This is a genomic window from Microcoleus sp. ARI1-B5 (assembly GCF_036705795.1).
In the GTDB taxonomy this organism is placed as follows: domain Bacteria; phylum Cyanobacteriota; class Cyanobacteriia; order Cyanobacteriales; family Microcoleaceae; genus Microcoleus.
On sequence record NZ_JAUBVK010000018.1, the window covers coordinates 34,007 to 53,399 of the forward strand.

General features: G+C 46.3%; 23 protein-coding genes. 11 read left to right on the top strand and 12 right to left on the bottom strand.

Annotation, left to right across the window (positions count from 1 at the left end; all coding sequences use genetic code 11):
- Positions 1–389: 389 nt before the first annotated feature.
- Positions 390–1,418: a hemerythrin domain-containing protein gene (locus QUB63_RS23045; RefSeq protein WP_332947651.1), complete on the bottom strand. Its 1,029-nt coding sequence runs from the start codon at positions 1,416–1,418 to the stop codon at positions 390–392.
- A 550-nt stretch (positions 1,419–1,968) separates the two neighbouring features.
- Here QUB63_RS23045 and QUB63_RS23050 point away from each other — a divergent pair.
- Both QUB63_RS23050 and QUB63_RS23055 read left to right on the top strand, forming a co-directional pair.
- Complete coding sequence (locus QUB63_RS23050; protein ID WP_332947652.1) at positions 1,969–3,234, top strand: M16 family metallopeptidase; 1,266 nt, start codon at positions 1,969–1,971, stop codon at positions 3,232–3,234.
- A 317-nt stretch (positions 3,235–3,551) separates the two neighbouring features.
- Positions 3,552–4,820 carry a M16 family metallopeptidase gene (locus tag QUB63_RS23055; protein ID WP_332947731.1) on the top strand — a complete coding sequence of 423 codons (1,269 nt, stop codon included), beginning with the start codon at positions 3,552–3,554 and terminating at the stop codon, positions 4,818–4,820.
- Here the strand turns inward: QUB63_RS23055 and QUB63_RS23060 are convergent.
- The 3 genes from QUB63_RS23060 to QUB63_RS23070 form a co-directional block, all read right to left on the bottom strand.
- Entirely contained in the window at positions 4,789–4,971 is a 183-nt protein-coding gene (locus QUB63_RS23060; protein WP_332947653.1) for a hypothetical protein, read from the bottom strand. The genes QUB63_RS23055 and QUB63_RS23060 overlap by 32 nt on opposite strands.
- A gap of 214 nt (positions 4,972–5,185) precedes the next feature.
- The gene (locus QUB63_RS23065) at positions 5,186–6,646 is read right to left on the bottom strand and encodes an HNH endonuclease (RefSeq protein WP_332947654.1); all 1,461 of its coding nucleotides are present in this window, start codon (positions 6,644–6,646) and stop codon (positions 5,186–5,188) included.
- Complete coding sequence (locus tag QUB63_RS23070) at positions 6,633–6,788, bottom strand: BrnT family toxin (protein ID WP_332947655.1); 156 nt, start codon at positions 6,786–6,788, stop codon at positions 6,633–6,635. The genes QUB63_RS23065 and QUB63_RS23070 overlap by 14 nt, the downstream gene beginning before the upstream one ends.
- 313 nt (positions 6,789–7,101) lie before the next feature.
- Between QUB63_RS23070 and QUB63_RS23075 the strand changes: the two genes are divergently transcribed.
- The 3 genes from QUB63_RS23075 to QUB63_RS23085 all read left to right on the top strand — a co-directional run bounded on the left by QUB63_RS23075 (position 7,102) and on the right by QUB63_RS23085 (position 11,419).
- Positions 7,102–8,919, top strand: coding sequence for an efflux RND transporter periplasmic adaptor subunit (locus QUB63_RS23075; protein ID WP_332947656.1), 1,818 nt, complete (start codon positions 7,102–7,104; stop codon positions 8,917–8,919).
- A gap of 409 nt (positions 8,920–9,328) precedes the next feature.
- Positions 9,329–10,537, top strand: coding sequence for an ABC transporter permease (locus QUB63_RS23080; RefSeq protein WP_332947657.1), 1,209 nt, complete (start codon positions 9,329–9,331; stop codon positions 10,535–10,537).
- A 54-nt stretch (positions 10,538–10,591) separates the two neighbouring features.
- Complete coding sequence (locus QUB63_RS23085) at positions 10,592–11,419, top strand: class I SAM-dependent methyltransferase (RefSeq protein ID WP_332947658.1); 828 nt, start codon at positions 10,592–10,594, stop codon at positions 11,417–11,419.
- 100 nt (positions 11,420–11,519) lie between these two features.
- Here the strand turns inward: QUB63_RS23085 and QUB63_RS23090 are convergent, their stop codons facing one another.
- From QUB63_RS23090 to ndhC, 8 genes are all read right to left on the bottom strand, one after another.
- Positions 11,520–12,140: a Uma2 family endonuclease gene (locus tag QUB63_RS23090; protein ID WP_332947659.1), complete on the bottom strand. Its 621-nt coding sequence runs from the start codon at positions 12,138–12,140 to the stop codon at positions 11,520–11,522.
- 50 nt (positions 12,141–12,190) lie between these two features.
- Positions 12,191–13,654, bottom strand: coding sequence for a class I SAM-dependent methyltransferase (locus QUB63_RS23095; protein ID WP_332947660.1), 1,464 nt, complete (start codon positions 13,652–13,654; stop codon positions 12,191–12,193).
- Positions 13,651–14,313: a restriction endonuclease gene (locus QUB63_RS23100; protein ID WP_332947661.1), complete on the bottom strand. Its 663-nt coding sequence runs from the start codon at positions 14,311–14,313 to the stop codon at positions 13,651–13,653. Before QUB63_RS23100 ends, QUB63_RS23095 begins: the two co-directional genes overlap by 4 nt.
- A 132-nt stretch (positions 14,314–14,445) precedes the next feature.
- Positions 14,446–14,694, bottom strand: a complete 249-nt coding sequence (locus QUB63_RS23105) for a DUF4926 domain-containing protein (RefSeq protein ID WP_332947662.1) — start codon at positions 14,692–14,694, stop codon at positions 14,446–14,448.
- A gap of 18 nt (positions 14,695–14,712) precedes the next feature.
- Positions 14,713–15,045 (bottom strand): DUF6883 domain-containing protein, encoded by a 333-nt coding sequence (locus QUB63_RS23110; protein ID WP_332947663.1) that lies wholly within the window; start codon positions 15,043–15,045, stop codon positions 14,713–14,715.
- A 104-nt stretch (positions 15,046–15,149) separates the two neighbouring features.
- Positions 15,150–15,653 (bottom strand): NAD(P)H-quinone oxidoreductase subunit J, encoded by a 504-nt coding sequence (locus tag QUB63_RS23115; RefSeq protein ID WP_332947664.1) that lies wholly within the window; start codon positions 15,651–15,653, stop codon positions 15,150–15,152.
- On the bottom strand, positions 15,646–16,371 hold the full coding sequence (ndhK, locus tag QUB63_RS23120; protein ID WP_332947665.1) for a photosynthetic/respiratory NAD(P)H-quinone oxidoreductase subunit K: 726 nt from the start codon (positions 16,369–16,371) through the stop codon (positions 15,646–15,648). The genes QUB63_RS23115 and ndhK overlap by 8 nt, the downstream gene beginning before the upstream one ends.
- Positions 16,362–16,724: a photosynthetic/respiratory NAD(P)H-quinone oxidoreductase subunit C gene (ndhC, locus tag QUB63_RS23125; protein ID WP_332947666.1), complete on the bottom strand. Its 363-nt coding sequence runs from the start codon at positions 16,722–16,724 to the stop codon at positions 16,362–16,364. The genes ndhK and ndhC overlap by 10 nt, the downstream gene beginning before the upstream one ends.
- Positions 16,725–16,885: 161 nt before the next feature.
- Between ndhC and QUB63_RS23130 the strand changes: the two genes are divergently transcribed.
- From QUB63_RS23130 to QUB63_RS23155, 6 genes are all read left to right on the top strand, one after another.
- Positions 16,886–17,221, top strand: coding sequence for a rubredoxin (locus tag QUB63_RS23130; RefSeq protein WP_332947667.1), 336 nt, complete (start codon positions 16,886–16,888; stop codon positions 17,219–17,221).
- Positions 17,208–18,224, top strand: a complete 1,017-nt coding sequence (locus tag QUB63_RS23135) for a photosynthesis system II assembly factor Ycf48 (protein ID WP_332947668.1) — start codon at positions 17,208–17,210, stop codon at positions 18,222–18,224. The genes QUB63_RS23130 and QUB63_RS23135 overlap by 14 nt, the downstream gene beginning before the upstream one ends.
- A gap of 56 nt (positions 18,225–18,280) precedes the next feature.
- Complete coding sequence (gene psbE / locus QUB63_RS23140) at positions 18,281–18,529, top strand: cytochrome b559 subunit alpha (RefSeq protein WP_332947669.1); 249 nt, start codon at positions 18,281–18,283, stop codon at positions 18,527–18,529.
- A gap of 20 nt (positions 18,530–18,549) precedes the next feature.
- Positions 18,550–18,687, top strand: coding sequence for a cytochrome b559 subunit beta (gene psbF / locus QUB63_RS23145; protein ID WP_006635504.1), 138 nt, complete (start codon positions 18,550–18,552; stop codon positions 18,685–18,687).
- 9 nt (positions 18,688–18,696) lie between these two features.
- Positions 18,697–18,819, top strand: a complete 123-nt coding sequence (locus tag QUB63_RS23150; protein ID WP_106146846.1) for a photosystem II reaction center protein L — start codon at positions 18,697–18,699, stop codon at positions 18,817–18,819.
- Between the two features lie 70 nt (positions 18,820–18,889).
- Positions 18,890–19,012 (top strand): photosystem II reaction center protein J, encoded by a 123-nt coding sequence (locus tag QUB63_RS23155; RefSeq protein WP_015176851.1) that lies wholly within the window; start codon positions 18,890–18,892, stop codon positions 19,010–19,012.
- The last annotated feature ends 381 nt before the right edge of the window (positions 19,013–19,393 follow it).

Sequence of the window (19,393 nt, forward strand, 5' to 3'; positions counted from 1 at the left end):
AATCACAGATTCGGAGGGCGGGTTTATTTATATTTTGAATGAGTGACAAATATCTTTCGTGAAACCCGCCCCTACAACAAATATTTCTGGTTTGAGCGCTTATCTAAAATCTTCTCGAGCCCGATCCTCGTAGGGGCGGGCAAAACCTCCAATCTTTGACGGCAACTCACCATATAAATAAACCCGTCCCCCACAATCACAGATTCGGAGGGCGGGTTTATTTATATTTTGAATGAGTGACAAATATCTTTCGTGAAACCCGCCCCTACAAGTAATATATATTGTTTTTTACAAAAAACAGTAATCCCGCCACGTTGGTAGCGGGATTGATAGGTTGCAGTTTAGCTATTCTCTAGTTTTGCCAGAGTGGAAATTAGCTTGCTGCTGAATTAGCTCATGTTAGCCATTTCTTGCTGCATCGTACTCTTGGCTTCTTTGAATTGAGTAGCCATTTGTTCCATTTGTGCTTCGCTCAGGTTGCGGCGAATTTGAGGGAACATATCGTTTTCTTCTTCCTTGACGTGATCCTGAACTGCTGTTTTGAGCTGTTGGATTTGACCTTTGAAATCAGAAGAACTGGGGTTGAGAGCCTTGATTTGGGCGAGCATCTGCTTCATTTGTGCTTGCTCGTCGTACAGTTCTTGAGTATTGCCGTAATAGCTGCGAACTGCGGGATAAACAATTTGTTCTTCGGCTTCAGAGTGAACGCTCAAGTCTTTGTAAAGTTGACCGAAGAATTCTTGCAGTTTTTGAGGATCGTCGGTTTTTTCGATTTCCATAAATAGGGTATCGACTTTGCGGTGATCCATTGAGATGATTTCGGTGATGTTCATCTCATCTTTGGTGCGGGTAACAGCACCGCCGATGATGCCGGTCATCGCAGCCATTGCATCTTGCACGCGGGCCCACACGCCTTGATCGGGGTCTTTTCCGGTCAGTTCGCGCACGCCTAAAATTTCGAGAACTCCTTTGAGTTGTTCTTGGTGAGCGCGGTTTTCAAAGTTAACTGTGTTGAGGGGAGTAATGGCGGCTTCGATGTCGGCGCCAACTACTTGAGCGGCTTTGTGCACTAACAAGCCGGCCATTGTTTGTTTGTGTTTGAGCAGTTCGTGCTGACCGACTTTTTCAAACATTGTGAGTTCAGAACCTTCCATGAGTTTCTGAATTTCTTCGATCATTTTTGTGGTGGTTTCTTTGGGCTCGGATTGAATGCCGTATTGGACGATCGTGGTTTCCAATACGCCCAGGTTTTTGCGATCGTCTTCGAGCATATCCCGGAAGCGATCGGCCAGTTCGGAGTCGTTGCAGGAATTGATGAACAATTGCTCGTTGGCGATCAGCAGGTTTTGCAGCGCTTTCATGTCTGCTAATTTCATCGCGATCGCTTGGCGCTTGGTATCTTCTAAGGTAGCTACCATCTGTCGTTTCTCCTCTCGATGTCTTTAGTGTTCTTACATCTTTTAATTTATTGAAATATTCTGATAACTCCCTCTTTCTCCCGACTGATTAATTAATATCCCGCGCAAGCTATTGACTTTTGAGGGAAAAAATGGTAATAATTTGAGGCTGTTTGAAACAAAGCAAAAAGCAAAAAATAACTGACTCAGGATTAATCGCAGATGACGGGGCCCAAAAACGGATACAAGCCCCCGCTTTCTCGCTTGGCGCTCCGCTGAAAATTTTAGACGCAAGTTCGGGCTCCGGTGATTCATCAGTTCCGTAAATCAGTTCGCGATCGCATGGACGATCGCAGAAACCGGGTTTTTTACCCTTACTGCGGGCTGCCTGCGAAGGATTCGTCCATCAAACCCGGTTTCTGGCCACCCGTGCGTCCAGGACTATAAATCTAAAATCTAAAATCTAAAATCGACTGACTGATGATTTCTGTATCAATTAATCCCGATCGCAGAGCTGTAAAGCGCTACCATAGTTGCAGCCGAAGTTAACTACAGTTTAAGAAGAACTAGCTTGTCTCAACTGCTCACTGCTTTAGAGTTCCCAGCCAATGTCTGGAAGCTGCACAATGGGTTAACGGTCATTCACCAGCGCCTAGAGGCCACACCGGTGGTCGCCCTAGACGTGTGGGTGAGGGCTGGCGCTACGAAGGAGCCGGATTTTTGGTCGGGAATGGCTCATTTTCTAGAACACATGATATTTAAAGGGACGGATTCGATCGCCCCTGGAGAATTCGACCAAGTAATCGAAAATCGCGGCGGTGTCGCCAACGCAGCTACAAGTCACGACTACGCCCATTTTTTTGTCAACGCCGGGGCAGATTATTTAGCAGAAACGGCGCAGCCGCTGGCAGAATTGCTGCTGCGCGCTTCGATTCCCGATGCGGAATTCGATCGCGAGCGAGATGTGGTGCTCGAAGAAATCCGTCAAGCTCAAGACGATCCCGATTGGCTCGGTTTCCAAGCAATGATGGAAACAGTTTACCAGCAGCATCCCTACAGGCGCTCGGTACTGGGGACGGAAGAGTTGCTGATGTCGCGAACTCCTCACGAAATGCGGTGTTTTCACCGAGAGCACTATCAACCGGAAAATATGACTGTGGTGATAGTTGGCTCAATTGATGAAGAACAAGCCAGAGATATCACGGGGAAAGCATTCGATCGATTTTCCGACAGGTGGGATTGTCCGAAATTTACAGCAGAAGCCGAACCGCCGCTAGTAGAAATTCGCCGTCAGGAACTCCGTCTCCCCCGATTGGAACAAGCGCGGCTGATGATGGCCTGGACGGGGCCGGGAGTTGAACAGTTGCAAAATGCTTGCGGCTTGGATTTGCTCTCAGTGCTGCTCGCAGACGGGCGGAGCTCGCGTTTGGTCAGGGAACTGCGGGAAGAATTACAATTGGTACAGGCGATCGAAAGCTCTTTCTCGCTACAGCGGGAATCGAGTTTGTTTACGATTAGTGCAGTCTTGGAAGCCGAGGATGTCGAACAGGTGGAAGCTCGGATTTGCGATCGGCTTTGGGAACTGCAGTCTGAGCCTGTTTCCGAGACAGAACTGCTGCGCTGCAAGCGTTTGCTGTGCAATGACTTTGCTTTCTCCCTCGAAACGCCGGGACAGTTAGCCGGTCTTTACGGATATTACAGTACGATCGCCACTGCCGAATTAGCGCTCAGCTATCCCACCAGGATTAAGGCATTTAAGCCATTAGACCTCCAGCGCCTAGCTCAACAATATCTCTCTCCCCGGCGCTACGCGGCTGTGGTGCTCAAGCCAGTCTGATTGTTAAATGGGTAAAAATAAATATCTTTTGTACCGGATAAATCTTCGTTTGTCCGGGGATTTTCGGTATTCCGCGCGCATCCTACCGGGTAGATGTTGTTACATTTAGATGTTGTGGGTCAGGCCTTTCTGCGCTGGGCGCGCACCCTACCGGGTAGATTTTGTTACATTGAGATGTCGTGCGTCAAGCTCTACTCGGTCTGACAGCATACAATATCCAAATGGAAAATAGAAAAATGGCGATCGAGTAATTCCCAATTCCCAATTCCCAATTACCCATTCTCAATTCCCAATTACGAACTAAATTAATAATAATGATGAAAAATGAAATCCAGCGCACGATTTTAGACAACGGTATTGTTGTCTTAGCAGCAGAAAATCCAGCAGCAGATATTATTGCAGCTAGGATATTCCTGCGCGCCGGTAGCCGCTGCGTACAGCCGGAACAAGCAGGATTGTGTCACTTGCTGTCGGCGGTAATGACTAAGGGAACCGATCGCCTGTCTTCGCTGGAAATTGCCGAACGTGTAGAATCGGTAGGAGCGAGATTGAGTACCGACTCGACTACAGATTATTTTTTAGTAAGTTTGAAGACGGTTGCGGCGGATTTTCAGGACATTTTGGAGCTGGCGGCCGAATTGATGCGATCGCCCACTTTCCCGGAAGCGGAAGTCGAACTCGAACGCCGCATTGCCATATCGGCAATTCGATCGCAGCAAGAACAGCCATTTGCGATCGCCTTCGAGCAATTGCGGCACGCGATGTACAAGGAACATCCCTATGCTTTTTCTACCTTGGGCACGGAAGCTACGATGTCAAAGCTCACCAGAAACGAGCTCGAACAGTTCCACAAAACCTATTTCCGTCCCGATAATGTAGTTATTTCTGTAGCCGGCAGAATATCCACCCAAGATGCGATCGCCCTGATCGATCGAACTTTTGGAGCCTGGAAAGCGCCTTTAACACCCCTGCCAACTTTAACCGTACCCCCTCTGTCACCCTCCCCTCAATCGGTCGTTACGGCGCAAGAGACGCAGCAATCAGTGATTATGCTGGGCTACCTCGCACCCTCTGTCAAAAATCCCGATTATGCAGCGATTAAGTTGCTGAATACTTATTTGGGTAACGGTTTGTCGAGCCGGTTGTTTGTGGAATTGCGGGAAAAGCGGGGCTTGGCTTACGACGTTTCCGCGCTCTACGCGACGCGCTTGGACACGGCTCAGTTTGTCGCGTACATGGGTACGGCGCCGGAAAATACGGCGACTGCTTTTGAAGGATTGCGCGCAGAAGTCGATCGACTCACCAGCATCCAACTAAGCGAGGAAGAATTGCAAGCTTGCAAGAATAAAATGCTCGGTCAATATGCTTTAGGAAAACAAACTAATTCGCAAATTGCCCAAGTTTTAGGCTGGTATGAAATTTTGGGATTGGGAATTAAATTTGACCAGCAATTTCAAGAAGAAATTGCACAGGTGACAGCTTCACAAGCGCGGGATGCTGCTAAGAAATACTTCATCGAACCGTATATTTCTTTGGTGGGCCCGGAGGCGGCGATTACAGAGTTGGGTGTAGCGGCTGTTTGTTGAGTAGAAATTGGCGATCGAACTTTTCACAAGTTCGATCGATGCGATCGCCGATCAAAAGACTTTGCTCGTCCGCTGTTTCTAGGAATGTGAAATCAATGTTTCGCGTTGCGATGTAAGAGATCAAAGCGCAAGTTATCTGGTCAACTGACACTTGGGTGGGATATGTATTCTTTGTAGGGTATTGCTTTTAAGCCAGGGCGATCGCCAAGCCTTGATTTCAGCGAGCAAAAGAGAGCATGATCTTCCATGGTTAACTTTTTAAGTCACCCTTGGCGAAAAGTTGAAGCATAAGGTTCGTGGTCAGCGGCTGCAGATCGCCTTTGCCACTCGCCAGCGGCTTGCAACAGTCCGCTGCACCACGGTTGTTAGCTTGCTGGTAGCTGACCACTTTTGCATTTGCTGAGAAAAGTTTCATGATGCTTGCTGAGAGCGTTTTGATTTGGTGCTGTTTTTTGATCCTGTGGTAAAGTCAGTTTCCGATCAGCCAAATCTTGGTAACAGGTGCCGACGAGTTCAGGGGCAATCACCACTTCATTGGTATCCGGTCGAATTGATAGTAGATGCAAATCGAACAGAGTGTGTATGTCGGCTCTGAGCGGTAAACCATTTGTTGGATGATTGGTTTGAGTACCTTGATATGGAATTATATGTGCTGCTTCGATAGCTGACTCTACATCACAATCAGTTATTGGACATCGACCACCGTAAGCAATTAACAACTTACGTCGAAATTCAGCCTGTCCCTGTCGCTGCACAATAGAAGCAGTTATCCGTCGTCTGGCATCTTGAAGAGTTTCAGCGTCAAAATATCCCTCAGATTCAATTTTCTGGCGCTCAGCATCTAGCTCAGATTGCTTAAAATTATCTGGCATAAATCCCACCTTTGGGACACGCCATACCTTAACTAATCCAACTAATCCATCATCTTCGTTGAACGCACTGGCATCTCCACTAGCCAATAATTTCCCATCAGAGCTGAAGTTTATGCTAATTGGCCACATGAAATCCAAGTAGTGCAACTTTTCACTGTTTTTTAAGTTCCAAATCTCAATGCCATTGTATACTTCAAAAGCTAGAATTTGACCAGTAGGATCGACTGCAAAGCATTTAACATATTCGGACTCCTCAGCAAAGGCTTGTTGCAATTCTCCTGTTTGCACATTCCAGATTTTGACACCACCACCTCCACTACTAATTAGACTGCTACCATCTGGTGTGAAAGCAACCGTGCTAATATTGCTATAATGCCCCTCTAAGACATACAACTGCTCACCTAAACTTATATCCCATAACTTAACAGTAGCGTCATTACTGCCACTAGCTAGGGTTTTACCATCTGGACTGAAGGCAAGAGTATTTACTCTAAGGTCATGTCCTAAAAAAGTACGGATTAGCTCCTTACTATCAATATCCCAAAGGTAAATAGTTGTTTTTTGTCCAGTGGCAGTCTTATATTTATTTTCTCCTCCACTTGCAAGCAACTTACCATCGGGACTAAATGCAACTGAATGAATCGGATCTTTGCGTTTGGCAAGTGTACAAATTAAGTTTCTTCTTTCTAAATTCCACAATTTAACTGTCTTGTCAAGACTACCGCTAGCCAAAGTTTTATCGTCAGGGCTAAGACTGAGAGAGAGTATGGTATCTCTATGTTCTTCAAGAATAGTATCTATTTCTTGAGTCTCTAGATTCCAAAAGATAATTTCACTCCCGCTAACGCTAGCTAACATTCCATCTGAAGTAATTGGAACCCCATAAATCCAACTGGAATGACCTCTCAATTCAGCCACACATTCCCAACTTTGGCTTAGATCAGATTTGCTCATGACGGTTGGCTCTTCGCCCTGAAATGATTTGGATTAAATTTTTTTGACGTTCTGTCCAGACTACTACCGCTATTCCAGAACCGAGAAAACCGATTCCAAACCAGCGATCTTCGCCATAATCAAAACGATCGGAAGAGCTCAATCAGCATTTCACCATCAAACATCGCGGGAACATCGGCAAAATCAATCTGATGTTTACGGATGTTTTCAAGGTTTTTCGCTTCGTCCCACTCAAATTGCATGAAGGATTAGGATATGCGAGATTAAACTATCTTCATTCATTATCACGCATTTGACGCAACAGGTTTTATGCTGCAGTGGAGATCGATGTTGGGATCTAAACTCGATCGCCCGCAAGCATTAAACACGGGAAAAAAACTTATTCAGACTTCAATTGAACCTTTTCTGTTCCCGATCGGTCTAAATTCAAGACAGACCCATCAGGTCTAACTTATATGTACTTCGTAAAGCACTTTCAGATTAAAAAAGAGCTGACTCCCTGGCTCAGCGGACTCCTCGCCGCTTCCCTGCTTGCAGGAGTAGGCTACACAGCTTACAGCCAACTCACAGTCAAATCGCTCCGCGAAACCAGGCGCAAGGAAAAAACCGTTGCTGTCCAAAGGCTGAACCTGCCGATTACAATTTCGGCAAACGGCACAATAGTGCCCGAACGTTCCGTTAACGTCAGCCCCAAAACTTCAGGAATGCTCAAAAGTTTGCTTGTCAAGGAAGGAGATAAAGTTGAAAAAGGGCAGATTCTCGCCTACATGGACGACTCCAACCTCCAAGGCCAACTTACCCAAACTCGCGGACAACTCGCAGCCGCAGAAGCAAACCTGCAAAAATTGCTCAACGGCACTCGAACCCAGGACATTGCTGTGGCTAAGGCAGTGTTAGCAGAACAACAGGCAAGTCTGGAAAAATTGCTCAACGGCAATCGAAGCCAAGACATTGCTGTAGCTGAGGCACAACTAGCTGAGCAACAAGCAAATTTACAAAAATTGCTCAACGGCAATCGAAGCCAGGATATTGCCGTAGCCGAGGCACAACTAGCTGAACAACAGGCAAATTTACAAAAATTGCTCAAGGGCAATCGACCTGAAGACATCGCCCAAGCAATTGCCAAACTCAGAGATGCCGAATACGCGAAAAACCAAGCTGAGGAAGACTTTCAGAGAAATCAGGAACTTTATAATGCCGGAGCCATTGCTTTGCAAGTTGTCAACAACTCCCGCACCGCGCGCGATCGAGCTCAAACGCAAGTCAGGCAAGCCCAACAAGCTGTAGCTTTGCTGCAAGCGGGTACTCGCCCTGAAGAAATCGCTTCTGCGCGGGCTGCTGTGGAGCAAAAACGGCAAGCTTTGACCCTGGCGCGATCGGGCGCACGCCCCGAAGACATCGCTGCGGGACGGGCTGCAGTCGAGCAAAAACGGCAAGCTTTGGCCCTGGCGCGATCGGGCGCACGCCCGGAAGAAATCGCAGCAGGCCAGGCCGCCGTCGAGCAAAAACAGCAAGCTTTGGCGCTGCTAGAAGCTGGTTCTCGCCCGGAAGACATCGCCCAAGCCCGGGCCCAAGTTCTCGCCGCTAGAGGCAGCCTGCAAAGCGTTCAAGCGCAGATCGACGACACTGTGCTGCGGGCTCCTTTCACCGGCACTGTTACCCGCAAGTACGCCGATCCGGGCGCTTTTGTGACTCCCACTACGGCAGGTAGTGCGGTTTCTTCGGCGACTTCTTCTTCGATTTTGTCCTTAGCTTCAAAAAATCAATTAGTAGCAAACGTAGCAGAAACTAATATTTCTCAGATTAAGATCGGCCAGGCTGCGTCTATTCAAGCTGATGCTTTTGCGGGAAAGACTTTTGCAGGTAAAATCACTCAAATTTCGCCTCAGTCGATCGTCCAGCAAAATGTGACAAGTTTTGAGGTAAAAGCGGCAATTATTAATGATGATAAACAAATACTGCGATCGGGCATGAATGTGAATGTTGAGTTTAAGGCCGGTGAACTCAAAAATGTTTTGGTAGTTCCGACTGCGGCAATTGTCCGCCAACAAAGGGAAACGGGGGTTTTTGTTGCGGGTGGAGAAGATGGCAAACCTGCTTTTATGCCGGTTAAGACTGGTATGACGGTGGATGACAAGACGGAAGTGCGATCGGGTTTGAAAGGCAATGAAAAAGTGCTGATGAGTTTCCCCCCCGGATTGCGGCCTAGATCCCAAAATCCATCGGGTGGAATTCCAGGTTTGCAACCGGGTGGGGGAACGCGCTTGCGTTAGTAGTCATTAGTCCGCGAGTTAGTCCGCGAGTGAGTCCGACAGTCCGACAGGGATTGAAATCCCTGTCTCATAGCGAAAGTCCTCTGAAAGAGGACTGAAGAGTTAGTTGATCTACATCTGTTTCCGACGAATTTTCAGGCGGTTTCAACCGACTTTAGCTATGAGACGGGGGTTTCAACTCCCGGCGGATCGTGCCACAACTCATATCGTTTCCGGCTACATCATCAGACGAATTTTCAGTCGGTTTCAACCGACTTTAGCTATGAGACGGGGGTTTCAACCCCCGGCGGATCGTGCCTGGTATTAGTGCTTGACAATTACCAATTACCAATAACCAATTACCTATTCCCAAATGAAATTAAAGACTCGCCCAGTTATTAAGAAAATCTCTAACGTTCAAATCGCGTTCATGGCGACAGAGGCGCTGTGGAATAATAAGTTGCGTACCAGTTTAACTATGCTGGGCGTAATTATTGGGATATCTTCGGTAATTGCCATTACTTCGGTGGGACAGGGAGTACAAAAATCAACTGAAGAACAGTTAAAGGCTTTGGGTACAAATGTGCTGTTGGTGTTATCCGGTGCTTCTCGATCGGGCGGTGTCAGTCAGGGAAGCGGTTCTGCTACTACCCTTACTTGGGATGACGCTAGGGCGATCGGCAAACAAGCTCCCGCAGTTAAGGCGATTTCGGCTTATTTGCAGCGCCAAGTGCAAGTGGTTTACGGCGGACAAAATTCATTTACTTCGATTTTGGGAACGGATTTAAACTATCCAGATGTGAAGAACATTCAACCCCAAGAAGGACGGTTCTTTAACGAGGATGAATTGAATGCTGCTGAGCCAGTAGTTGTCCTCGGTTCTAAGGTGCGGGACGAACTTTTTGGAGCCGGAGCTAATGCGCTCTCCTCCGATATTCGCATTCAGGGAAACCGCTACAAGGTCATTGGAGTGATGGAAACCAAGGGGTCTGTAGGGGGAACCGATCAGGACGATCGAGTGTATATTCCCCTCAAAAATATGTCTTCGCGGATTGTGGGGAGAAATTCTTTAGCGGGGATTGCGATCTCGGGTTTTTGGTTGGAAACTGCCGGCGAAGCGGATTTAGCGGATGCTCAATTTCAAGTGGAAAATATCATGCGCTTGCGCCACAATATTTATCCGCCACAACCGGATGATTTTCGAGTTGTAAATCAAGCTGAGATCGTTAATACTTTCAGCAATGTGATAGGTTTATTTACGGTTATGGTGGGAGCGATCGCCGGAATTTCTTTGGTGGTTGGCGGCATCGGTATTGCTAATATTATGTTGGTGTCTGTTGTGGAACGCACTAAGGAAATCGGGATTCGCAAAGCGGTGGGCGCTACTAATGCAGCAATTCTAATTCAATTTATGGCGGAATCTATTTTAGTTTCCACGGTGGGGGGAACGGCGGGTATTGGGTTGGGAGTTGCGATCGCCTTTGGGGCCTCGACAGCATTCAAATTTCCGTTTGTGATTTCTGTATGGTCGATCGCGGCGGGTTTTGGGCTGTCTTTTACCGTCGGGTTGTTAGCTGGAGTATTGCCGGCTCGGAATGCCGCTCGCTTAGATCCGATCGCAGCCTTGCGGAATGATTGAAGTTATAGCCGAAGGAAGAAGGAAGAAGGAAGAAGGAAGAAGGAAGAAACATTAATGAACAACCAACCTAAGTTAGACAAATACAAGCAAGAAATCGCAGATTTGTACAGCCGCAGAAGTCAAACCTATGACAATAGCGATTGGCATTTGCAGATTGCTCAGCGTCTCGTTGAATACGGGCGAGTGAGTCGCGGACAGCAGATTTTAGACATTGCAACGGGAACGGGTCATGTGGCGATCGCAGCCGCTCAAAGTGTGGGTCCTGAAGGTCGGGTTATTGGCGTAGATATTTCGGCTGGAATGCTCGATGTAGCCAGAAACAAAGCTCTAGAATTAAATCTCAATAATACAGAATTTTTGCTAGCGGATGCCGAAAATCTCGACTTTCCAGGTAATAGTTGCGAGCGCATTTTTTGCTCTTCAGCCTTCATTTGGATGTCGGATTTGCACGCAGCACTCACTCACTGGCACACATTTCTCAAACCAGGGGGAATCATCGGCATTCATGCCTTCGCCGACACCGCTTTTGTGGGCGGAGTTGTCACGCAGAAAGTAGCCGAAAAATACGGCATTTCCTTCAATATGAGCAAACCCACAGGCACCGTTGAAAAGTGCCACAGACTGCTAGAACAAGCAGGATTTGAGGAAATAGAAATTAAGATTGAGCAAGACGGCAGCTATATCAGTTTGGAAAAAGCAAAAGCAATGTGGGCAGGACATTCCCATCCCGCCCCCGGACAATATCCACCCCCATTATCAACACTTTCTACCGAGCAATTAGCACAAGCCAAGGCTGAATTTGAGGTCGAACTAGAAGCATTGCAAACCGAACAAGGAATTTGGAACGACATCACCACTTTTTACGTATTCGGTAAGAAATAGCAGCCTACAATCTCCCTGCCAAGTTAACATCTAACTGTACTCATCTGCGTTTATCTGCGTGCATCTGCGGTTAAAAAATCCAAATCTACCAGATATCAATTTACACTAAACCAGCTCCAAAAATCTGATTTGCGGTGATGTTCAAATCAGGAAAAGTTTGCGACACAATCCGATCGTTCTCTCGAAACTTGAGGACTTGATATTCACCATCAACCAAGCTACAGACAGAAATTGTCGGTTGTTTGGGATTGCCAAGAAAATTGCGTCCGCCCAAAGCAGCATAATCCACAATCCAATATTCAGGGATACCCATCTCCTCATAATCAGCATATTTCAAATAGTAATCATCGCGCCAATTGGTTGACACAACCTCAATTACCAACGGTATCGACGCACCCAAACTGAGGACAGATTGTTTTTGCCACAAAGTTTCGTTCACCAGATTTGCACGATTTAGCACCAACACATCAGGCAAATAACCAGAATCTTTTTCAGGAGGTCTAACTATCACTTGGTTGGGGATACCGTATGGCAATCCCAGACGTTTGATTTGAACAGCAATTTCGACAGTAAGAAAGCCTGTAACTTCTTGATGTTCGCCTACTGGTTGTATTATTTCAATAATCTTTCGATTGTGCAGTTCGTAGCGTACCGCCGAATTTTCAGGCAGCCACTCCACAAATTCCTCGAAGTTTACGAGTTTGGGTAAAGCTTGAGTCATAGGTTTTCAAAATTACCGATAATATAAATTATATCTCTATCTATCTGCGTTTATCTGCGTGCATCTGCGGTTACAAATTCCAAATCTGCCAGTAGTGCTAGATTCAGACAATTTAAAACACTAGATTTAATCGGGCGCTTTTCATCCCAAAATACGATCGCTGAATAAAAGTTAATTGCCGCCGGTGAATTCAAAAGCTCAAAAGTTTGACGTGCAACACTCTCGCTGTCAAAGCTGAGAAAGTAAACAGTATCATCGAAGATTGCAGGTTTATTAGCTATTTCACCGATTAACCTAAAATCCAATTTTTTATAAAGCCCGCAAATCGCAATTTTCCAAGGTTGGAAGCTATAATCGCCTACTCCAAAAATCGAAAATCGAGGGTTATTTTGATAAATTTTGCTTTTGCGATTATCTAGATATTGCCCGCACTTCTCTAGATAACGTCCGGTTTTAGGAGCTATAGTTTTGATATTTTCAGTTGATTCACCGATGAATTTTTGAGTGACTAGGATATATCGATCGGTAGCATTAATGCGATTTTGAGCAACATCAGAGCCTTTAAATAGCGGAAATAAATAAGTTTCCTCAAGCTCGACAGCTTCCCCAAATCCATTGACAAACAAATTATCAATTTTCCGAAACTCCATAACGCCAGAACAGTCGTGCTTTAAACCCGATCGCCATTTCACCCCTGAATTTACAGCATATAAACTACTGACTTTATTGAAAGAGTCTATATCCTTAATCAGGAGATTTTTTTGATATCCGATTCGGTGGCATTCTGAACTGTGTAAACTGCTAAATACATCGCAGAAGTAGTTTTGTGAGCTTGAGTCAAACTTGCAGTATAACAAACAGGCATCCACATTTGCACCAAAATACTTTTTAGCATCTATTGTGTAAGTTGCACAGCTAGCGAGATTAAGTTTTTTTGAATGAATGTAACTCAATAACTTTCTGGCCACGGAAGTCTTGCAAAGCATTGCCAGAGTGGCGTCACGATTTTGCAACCATTGTATCGCCTGGAGCAGCATCCATTCTGAGATATCGAAGTTACTTTTACCTGTTAGTGCGTCTAAGCCAGTGTGCTTTTGAAAATTACTTTTTTTAGGCAAGTTTTCACTGCCAATAGTTCCTTGTTGTGAGTTGGTTACCCAAGGAAAGTTGCCGAGTACCAGCACCCTATGATTAAAGTGGTTGATTAATGATGTCCAGTCAAACTCAAAAAAATCTCCGTGCTTAACCTCACATCTTTCATCCTGTAACAATTCATGCTTAGCTATTAATTCTCTTAAATAACTTTGATTGATTTCAACCCCGATAATCTTGCTGGCGGATGGAAACGAATTTGCAGCAGCTTTAATGAAATTACCTATCCCGCAAGTTGGCTCAATGATGACTTTGGGGTTAACATCAAGTTCTATCAATTTCCGACACACCATCTCGGCTAATTCCAGCGGTGTCTGAAAATCCCCGTATTCTAGTTTGGTTTTGCGATCGTTGGAACTCATCGGTTAGATTTATAAACTGCGATAACCCCTTCCTGTTGTCCAGCACGTTCAATGACTCTCCCATACTGCAGTCGCCATTGCAACGCATTAGAAATCGTCAAAAAACCTTGCAGTGGTGGGTTTCTCAGTATTTCGTCTGCAATGTTACTTGCTTCAACTTCGTCCACAGGTAAATTTTTGTCAAACATGAAAGCAAGCAAATCATCTTTATTGCCTTCATTGTCTAAAATATTGCGAATTCCACGGGTCATTTGAAAATCTGCTGTTCTTTCCGCACTCACGTAAATTGTATGCAAAATATTCAGCGTTGCAGTTCGGAGCGTACTGTTGTCTGTCTTTTCGTAAACAAAGATAATCAGTGAATATCCCAGCCCAAAAATCTTTTGCCTTGCAGATTTGAAAGGACATGACGACTGCGGTTGCCTAATGCTTGTTACCTTAACGTCAACTAATATCCCTGGGAAATCGATGCCGCTTGCTGAATTACCATCTATAAATTCATATCGCTGCTTGAGATAGAGTCTGAACTTTTGCTCCAAATATGTCCCAACAGCCTTTCCGTCTGTGATGCCGTAAAGCAGAGGTTCTGGGTGTTGAGACTCGGCTGCTGAAAATATTGCCGCCTCAGAACAAAGAATTTCTACGGTCAGAGTCGTCATTTTGATGAACCACCAGATTATTTAATTTGCTGAGCAATTAAACAGTATCATTAAAGATAGCAGGTTTATTAGCTATTTCACTTATCAACCTGAAATCCAATTTTTTATAAAGTCCGCAAGTTATTGTGCCGCTTATGCTGTAACCATTTCGGGTTTGCGATCGGGGGATGCTGGCTCAAAGTACAACACCATGATTTGCTCTGGATGCAGCCCGACAGACTCATAAGTACGTCCGTTACGATCGCTAAATTCAACCTCAAACGCTGCACCATCAGCCAACAGTTCCACCACAGTCCCTACTTGTCCGCGCCAGAGATTGTATTCAGGAATGTCAACGGTCAAGGCAACAACATCTAGTAATTTAATTGTATTATTTACCACTTTTATTACCTCCCGGCACTACAAAGGATAGCAAGTTGTTAATCTCGGAATTTCCGAATCATGCTCAATAATCCAGCCACTGCGAAGGGTTGCACTTCTATTTTGCCATTCAATCGTGAAATCTAGGGTGTAGCGTTGCCCGAACCCATCCCGCCTCCCTAACTGAGCTTCATGACTTTGAATGACTTCAAGCAAAATTTGGCGCAATTCCTCAGCATTGTCAGGTGTCATCCCAAGAATTGACGAAAACAGCCGCGCTTTGTGTTTGCCATCGTCGTGTTCGGGATTTAGGCAGTAGTCACGAAGTTTACGAATATCAACAACTGCATGCTCGGGATTTGGAATGAGCATAGAAAATAGGAACCAGTTAATGAAAAAATAGAGGGCGGGTTTCACATTAAATTAAACTTTAAAAGTCCAATTTTATGCTCTAAACCCGCCCTCACAAAACTCCCTTAATAAGCGTCTTGCAATTCGTAGAAATCAGGGGAAATGTAATCTTTCCGCAGCGGCCAGCCTACCCAATCTTCGTTCATCAAAATCCGTTTCAGATTCGGATGTCCTTCGTAAACTATGCCGTACATATCGTAGGATTCCCGCTCTTGAAAGTCGGCTGCTTTCCAAATCCAGTAGACTGATGGCACTCTGGGATCTTCGCGGGGTACGAATACTTTGACGCGGACTTCTTCAGGCTTGGAAGCATTGTCTGTCAGTTTAGCCAAGTGGTAGACGCTGACTAAATCTTCTCCCGGCCCTTGGTCGTAGGCGCACTGGCACTGCATATAATTGAACCCGTAGGCATACAGTGCTGTTGACATCGGAATTAGGAATTCTCGATCGACCTTTAATATCTCCACGCCCAAATTATCGGCCGCTAAAGCTTCGTGTTCAAAGCCATTTTGAGTCAACCACTGGGAAATTTTACCTGCTTCAACAATTGCAGATTCTTGCTCAGCCACGGTTTACCTCCTGTTTTTGTCCTGCAAGCAGGGCTGGCGGTACTGGCATTCCCATTGCTTCTGTCAATTCCTTCGGCGGCGCTATCCGGCCTGGAACCGACAAGTATTTGCCGTCCAAAATGTCGTCTACTACTTTCATTTTGTGGGGTCTGGTGTAGTAGCGGTGGGTTGGCAGCAAATTGGCCCGTTCTTGCATGGAATTGTTGGCGATTTTTTTCCGCAGTTTGATAATTGCGTCAATAATCGCTTCTGGGCGGGGGGGACAGCCGGGGATGTACAGGTCTACCGGAATCAGTTTGTCAACGCCGCGGACTGCTGTGGTGGAGTCCATGCTGAACATTCCGCCGGTGATGGTGCAGGCGCCCATCGCGATGACGTATTTGGGTTCCGGCATTTGTTCGTACAGCCGCACCAAGATGGGGGCGTACTTCATGGTAATTGTGCCGGCGGTGATGATCAAGTCGGCTTGCCGGGGGCTCGATCGCGGTACTAAGCCGAATCTGTCGAAGTCAAAGCGCGATCCGATCAAAGCTGCAAATTCGATGAAGCAGCAGGCGGTGCCGAAAAGCAGCGGCCACAGGCTGGAAAGTCTCGCCCAATTGTAGAGGTCATCCACTGTTGTCAGGATGACGTTCTCTGAGAGTTGGGATGTGACTTCGGGGCGAATCGCGGGGTTGACAAGTTGCGCTTTTTGTGATTTGTCAGAACTTAAGACCATTCCAAGGCTCCTTTGCGCCATGCGTAAACTAGAGCAATAACGAGAATTGTGATAAACAGCAGGGCTTCTATGAAAGCCAAAAGCCCTAGCTGGTGGAATGCCACAGCCCAAGGATAGAGGAAGACTGTTTCTACGTCGAAGATGACGAAGACCAGGGCGAACATATAATATCGGATGTTGAACTGAATCCAGGCTCCGCCGATCGGCTCGACGCCAGATTCGTAGGTAGTGCGTCGGTCGTAGGGACGACTTTTCGGGCGCAGTACCTTAGACGCCGTGAGGGCGAGGATAGGCACTAGGCTCGAAATTAGCAGGAAGCCTAAGAAATACTCGTAGCCGCTAAGTGCAAACACGGTGAATGATTACTGCCTCTGTGAAAGGGTTCTGTAACTTGTCTTTACATTATATAGATTTTGGGTAGCTAAAATTACGAGTCGATCGAGATTAATCGTCCATCTTCTGCAATAATTTTTAATGTATATTTTAAGATTAGCTGACCTACTCTTTTTGAGCTATGAGCGATCGAGCCACTGAGACTAAGACCCTCGACCGGCACGAGTGCCGCGCCTGCGGCTACGTCTACGATCCGAAAAAAGGGAATCCTAAAAATGACATTGCCCCTGGCACGGCTTTTGAAGATTTGCCCGCTACTTGGGTTTGTCCCGTTTGCGCGGGGCGCAAGTCGGTGTTTCAAAATCTGGGTCAGCAGGAAGGGGTATCGGGATTTAAAGCAAATCAGCGCTACGGTGTCGGTGTCAACGGCATGACCCAAGGTCAGAAAAGTTTGCTGATTTTTGGCGGCTTGGTCGTTGGTTTCTTGTTGTTACTTAGTATGTATGGTTTGCAGTAAAGGGACGATTGTGAGATTTTGGCAACGAATTGTAATGTTATTGGCTGCAGCGCTCATCTGTACGAGTTGCAGCACGATCGGTTCTGTGAGTTACAACCCTTGGCAAGTGATTTCATTGCCGACGTCCGCTAATTTGCAGGATATTGCGTTTACGGGCAACGCTCAGCACGGCTGGGTCGTCGGTTCGGAGGCGACTCTGTTTGAAACTCTTGACGGCGGCACTAACTGGAAGCCGATCGCACTAGATATTGATGAGCCGAAATCGCGTTTTGCGTCGGTGAGTTTTTCCGGTTCCGAAGGCTGGATTGTCGGCCAGCCTTCTGTTCTGCTGCACACAGAGGATGAGGGCAAGTCTTGGACGCGGATTGCTTTGAGCTCTCAGTTGCCGGGTTCTCCGAGTACGATCGCGGCTTTGGGCCCGAATTCCGCCGAGATGACGACGGATGTCGGGGCGATTTACCGGACTTCTGACGGCGGGAAAAATTGGAAAGCTGTCGTGCAGGATTCTTTTGGGGTAGTTCGCAATATCAACCGCTCTGAAGACGGGCAGTATGTTGCGGTATCCTCGAAGGGTAATTTCTACTCCGTGTGGAAACCAGGACAACAAGCTTGGGAACCCCACAACCGCAACAGTTCTCGCCGCCTGCAAAATATGGGCTTTACCAAGGACGGGCGTTTGTGGATGCTCGCCCGCGGCGGTCAGATTCAGTTTAGCGACCCATCCAATCCTGAAGGTTGGGGAAAACCGTTTTTTCCCGATCGCAAAGCGAGTTGGGGTTTGCTAGACATGGCTTACCGGACTGATAATGAAGTTTGGGTAGCCGGCGGCGGCGGCAATTTGCTGTGCAGTTTGGACGGCGGGAAAACTTGGCAAAAAGACCGCGAAGTTGAAGATGTTCCTGCTAATTTTTACAGGATTGTCTTCATGGGCCCCGATCGCGGATTTGTGATCGGCGCGAGCGGTACTCTACTTAAATATCAAGGTTCAGCGCAAGCTGCTTGATAGTAGAATAGTAATAGAGATTGTCTGTCGATTTGTTGTTGAAAGGAGGATTCTAAATGGCCGGTACAACTGGAGAACGTCCGTTTGGGGACATTATTACAAGCATCCGTTATTGGGTAATTCACAGCCTCACAATTCCAGCTTTGTTTATTGCTGGATGGCTGTTTGTGCAAACGGGTTTGGCTTACGATGCTTTCGGAACTCCTCGCCCCAACCAGTATTTCACACAGCAGCGCGAAGAAGTTCCGATTATCTCGGATCGCTTTGAAGCTAAGAAACAAGTAGATCAGTTCATTGGCAAGTAATTTTACAAGGATTTGGAAAAATGACGAGCAGAACGCCAAACAATGAGCCAATTTCGTATCCGATTTTTACGGTACGCTGGTTGGCAGTTCATACTTTAGGTGTCCCAACAATTTTCTTTTTGGGCGCGATCGCAGCAATGCAATTTATTCAACGATAGGAGTTTACAATGCCTGAGCGCGTTCCTAATCCCAACGAACAGCCCGTCGAGTTAAATCGGACTTCCCTTTATTTGGGTCTGTTGATGATTTTTACTCTGGGTATTTTGTTCTCCAGTTATTTCTTTAACTAACTGGTGACGCGAGTTTGATGTCTGTGGTTCGATCGAATTTGTTTAGCTGTGAATTAGCGAGGTGATGGTTATGTTTAGTGAAAGTGGCAGAATTCCTTTGTGGCTGGTAGCTACTGTGGCAGGCCTCGGTGTTCTGAGCATTGTGGCTCTTTTCTTCTACGGTGCTTATGCCGGTTTGGGTTCTTCGATGTAAGGACAATCTGGCATATTGTATTCCTAAAACCCTCCTTTTTTAAGGGGGGTTTTAATTATAAAAGAAGTCATTAGTCATTAGTCATTAGTCATTAGTCATCGGTCATCAGGCAGAAGGAAGAAGGAAGAAGAAGGAAGAACGAAGGAATAAAGAAGAAAAACTTAGGTGTCAGCAATTAAGAAAGTCCTAACCTTCGGGCGTGGTTGCTAGATCGAAAGTGTTGATTATTTGGCAAATTATCATAAATTTGCTGCTTTTGGTCAATAAACCTGTAGGGGCCCGTGAGCCAATCACCCTCTCACAGCACAAACAGGCTAAATAAACCCGTCCCCACCCCAGGAGAAAATCTCGCCAGAAACCGGGTTTCTTTCGAGATATTTA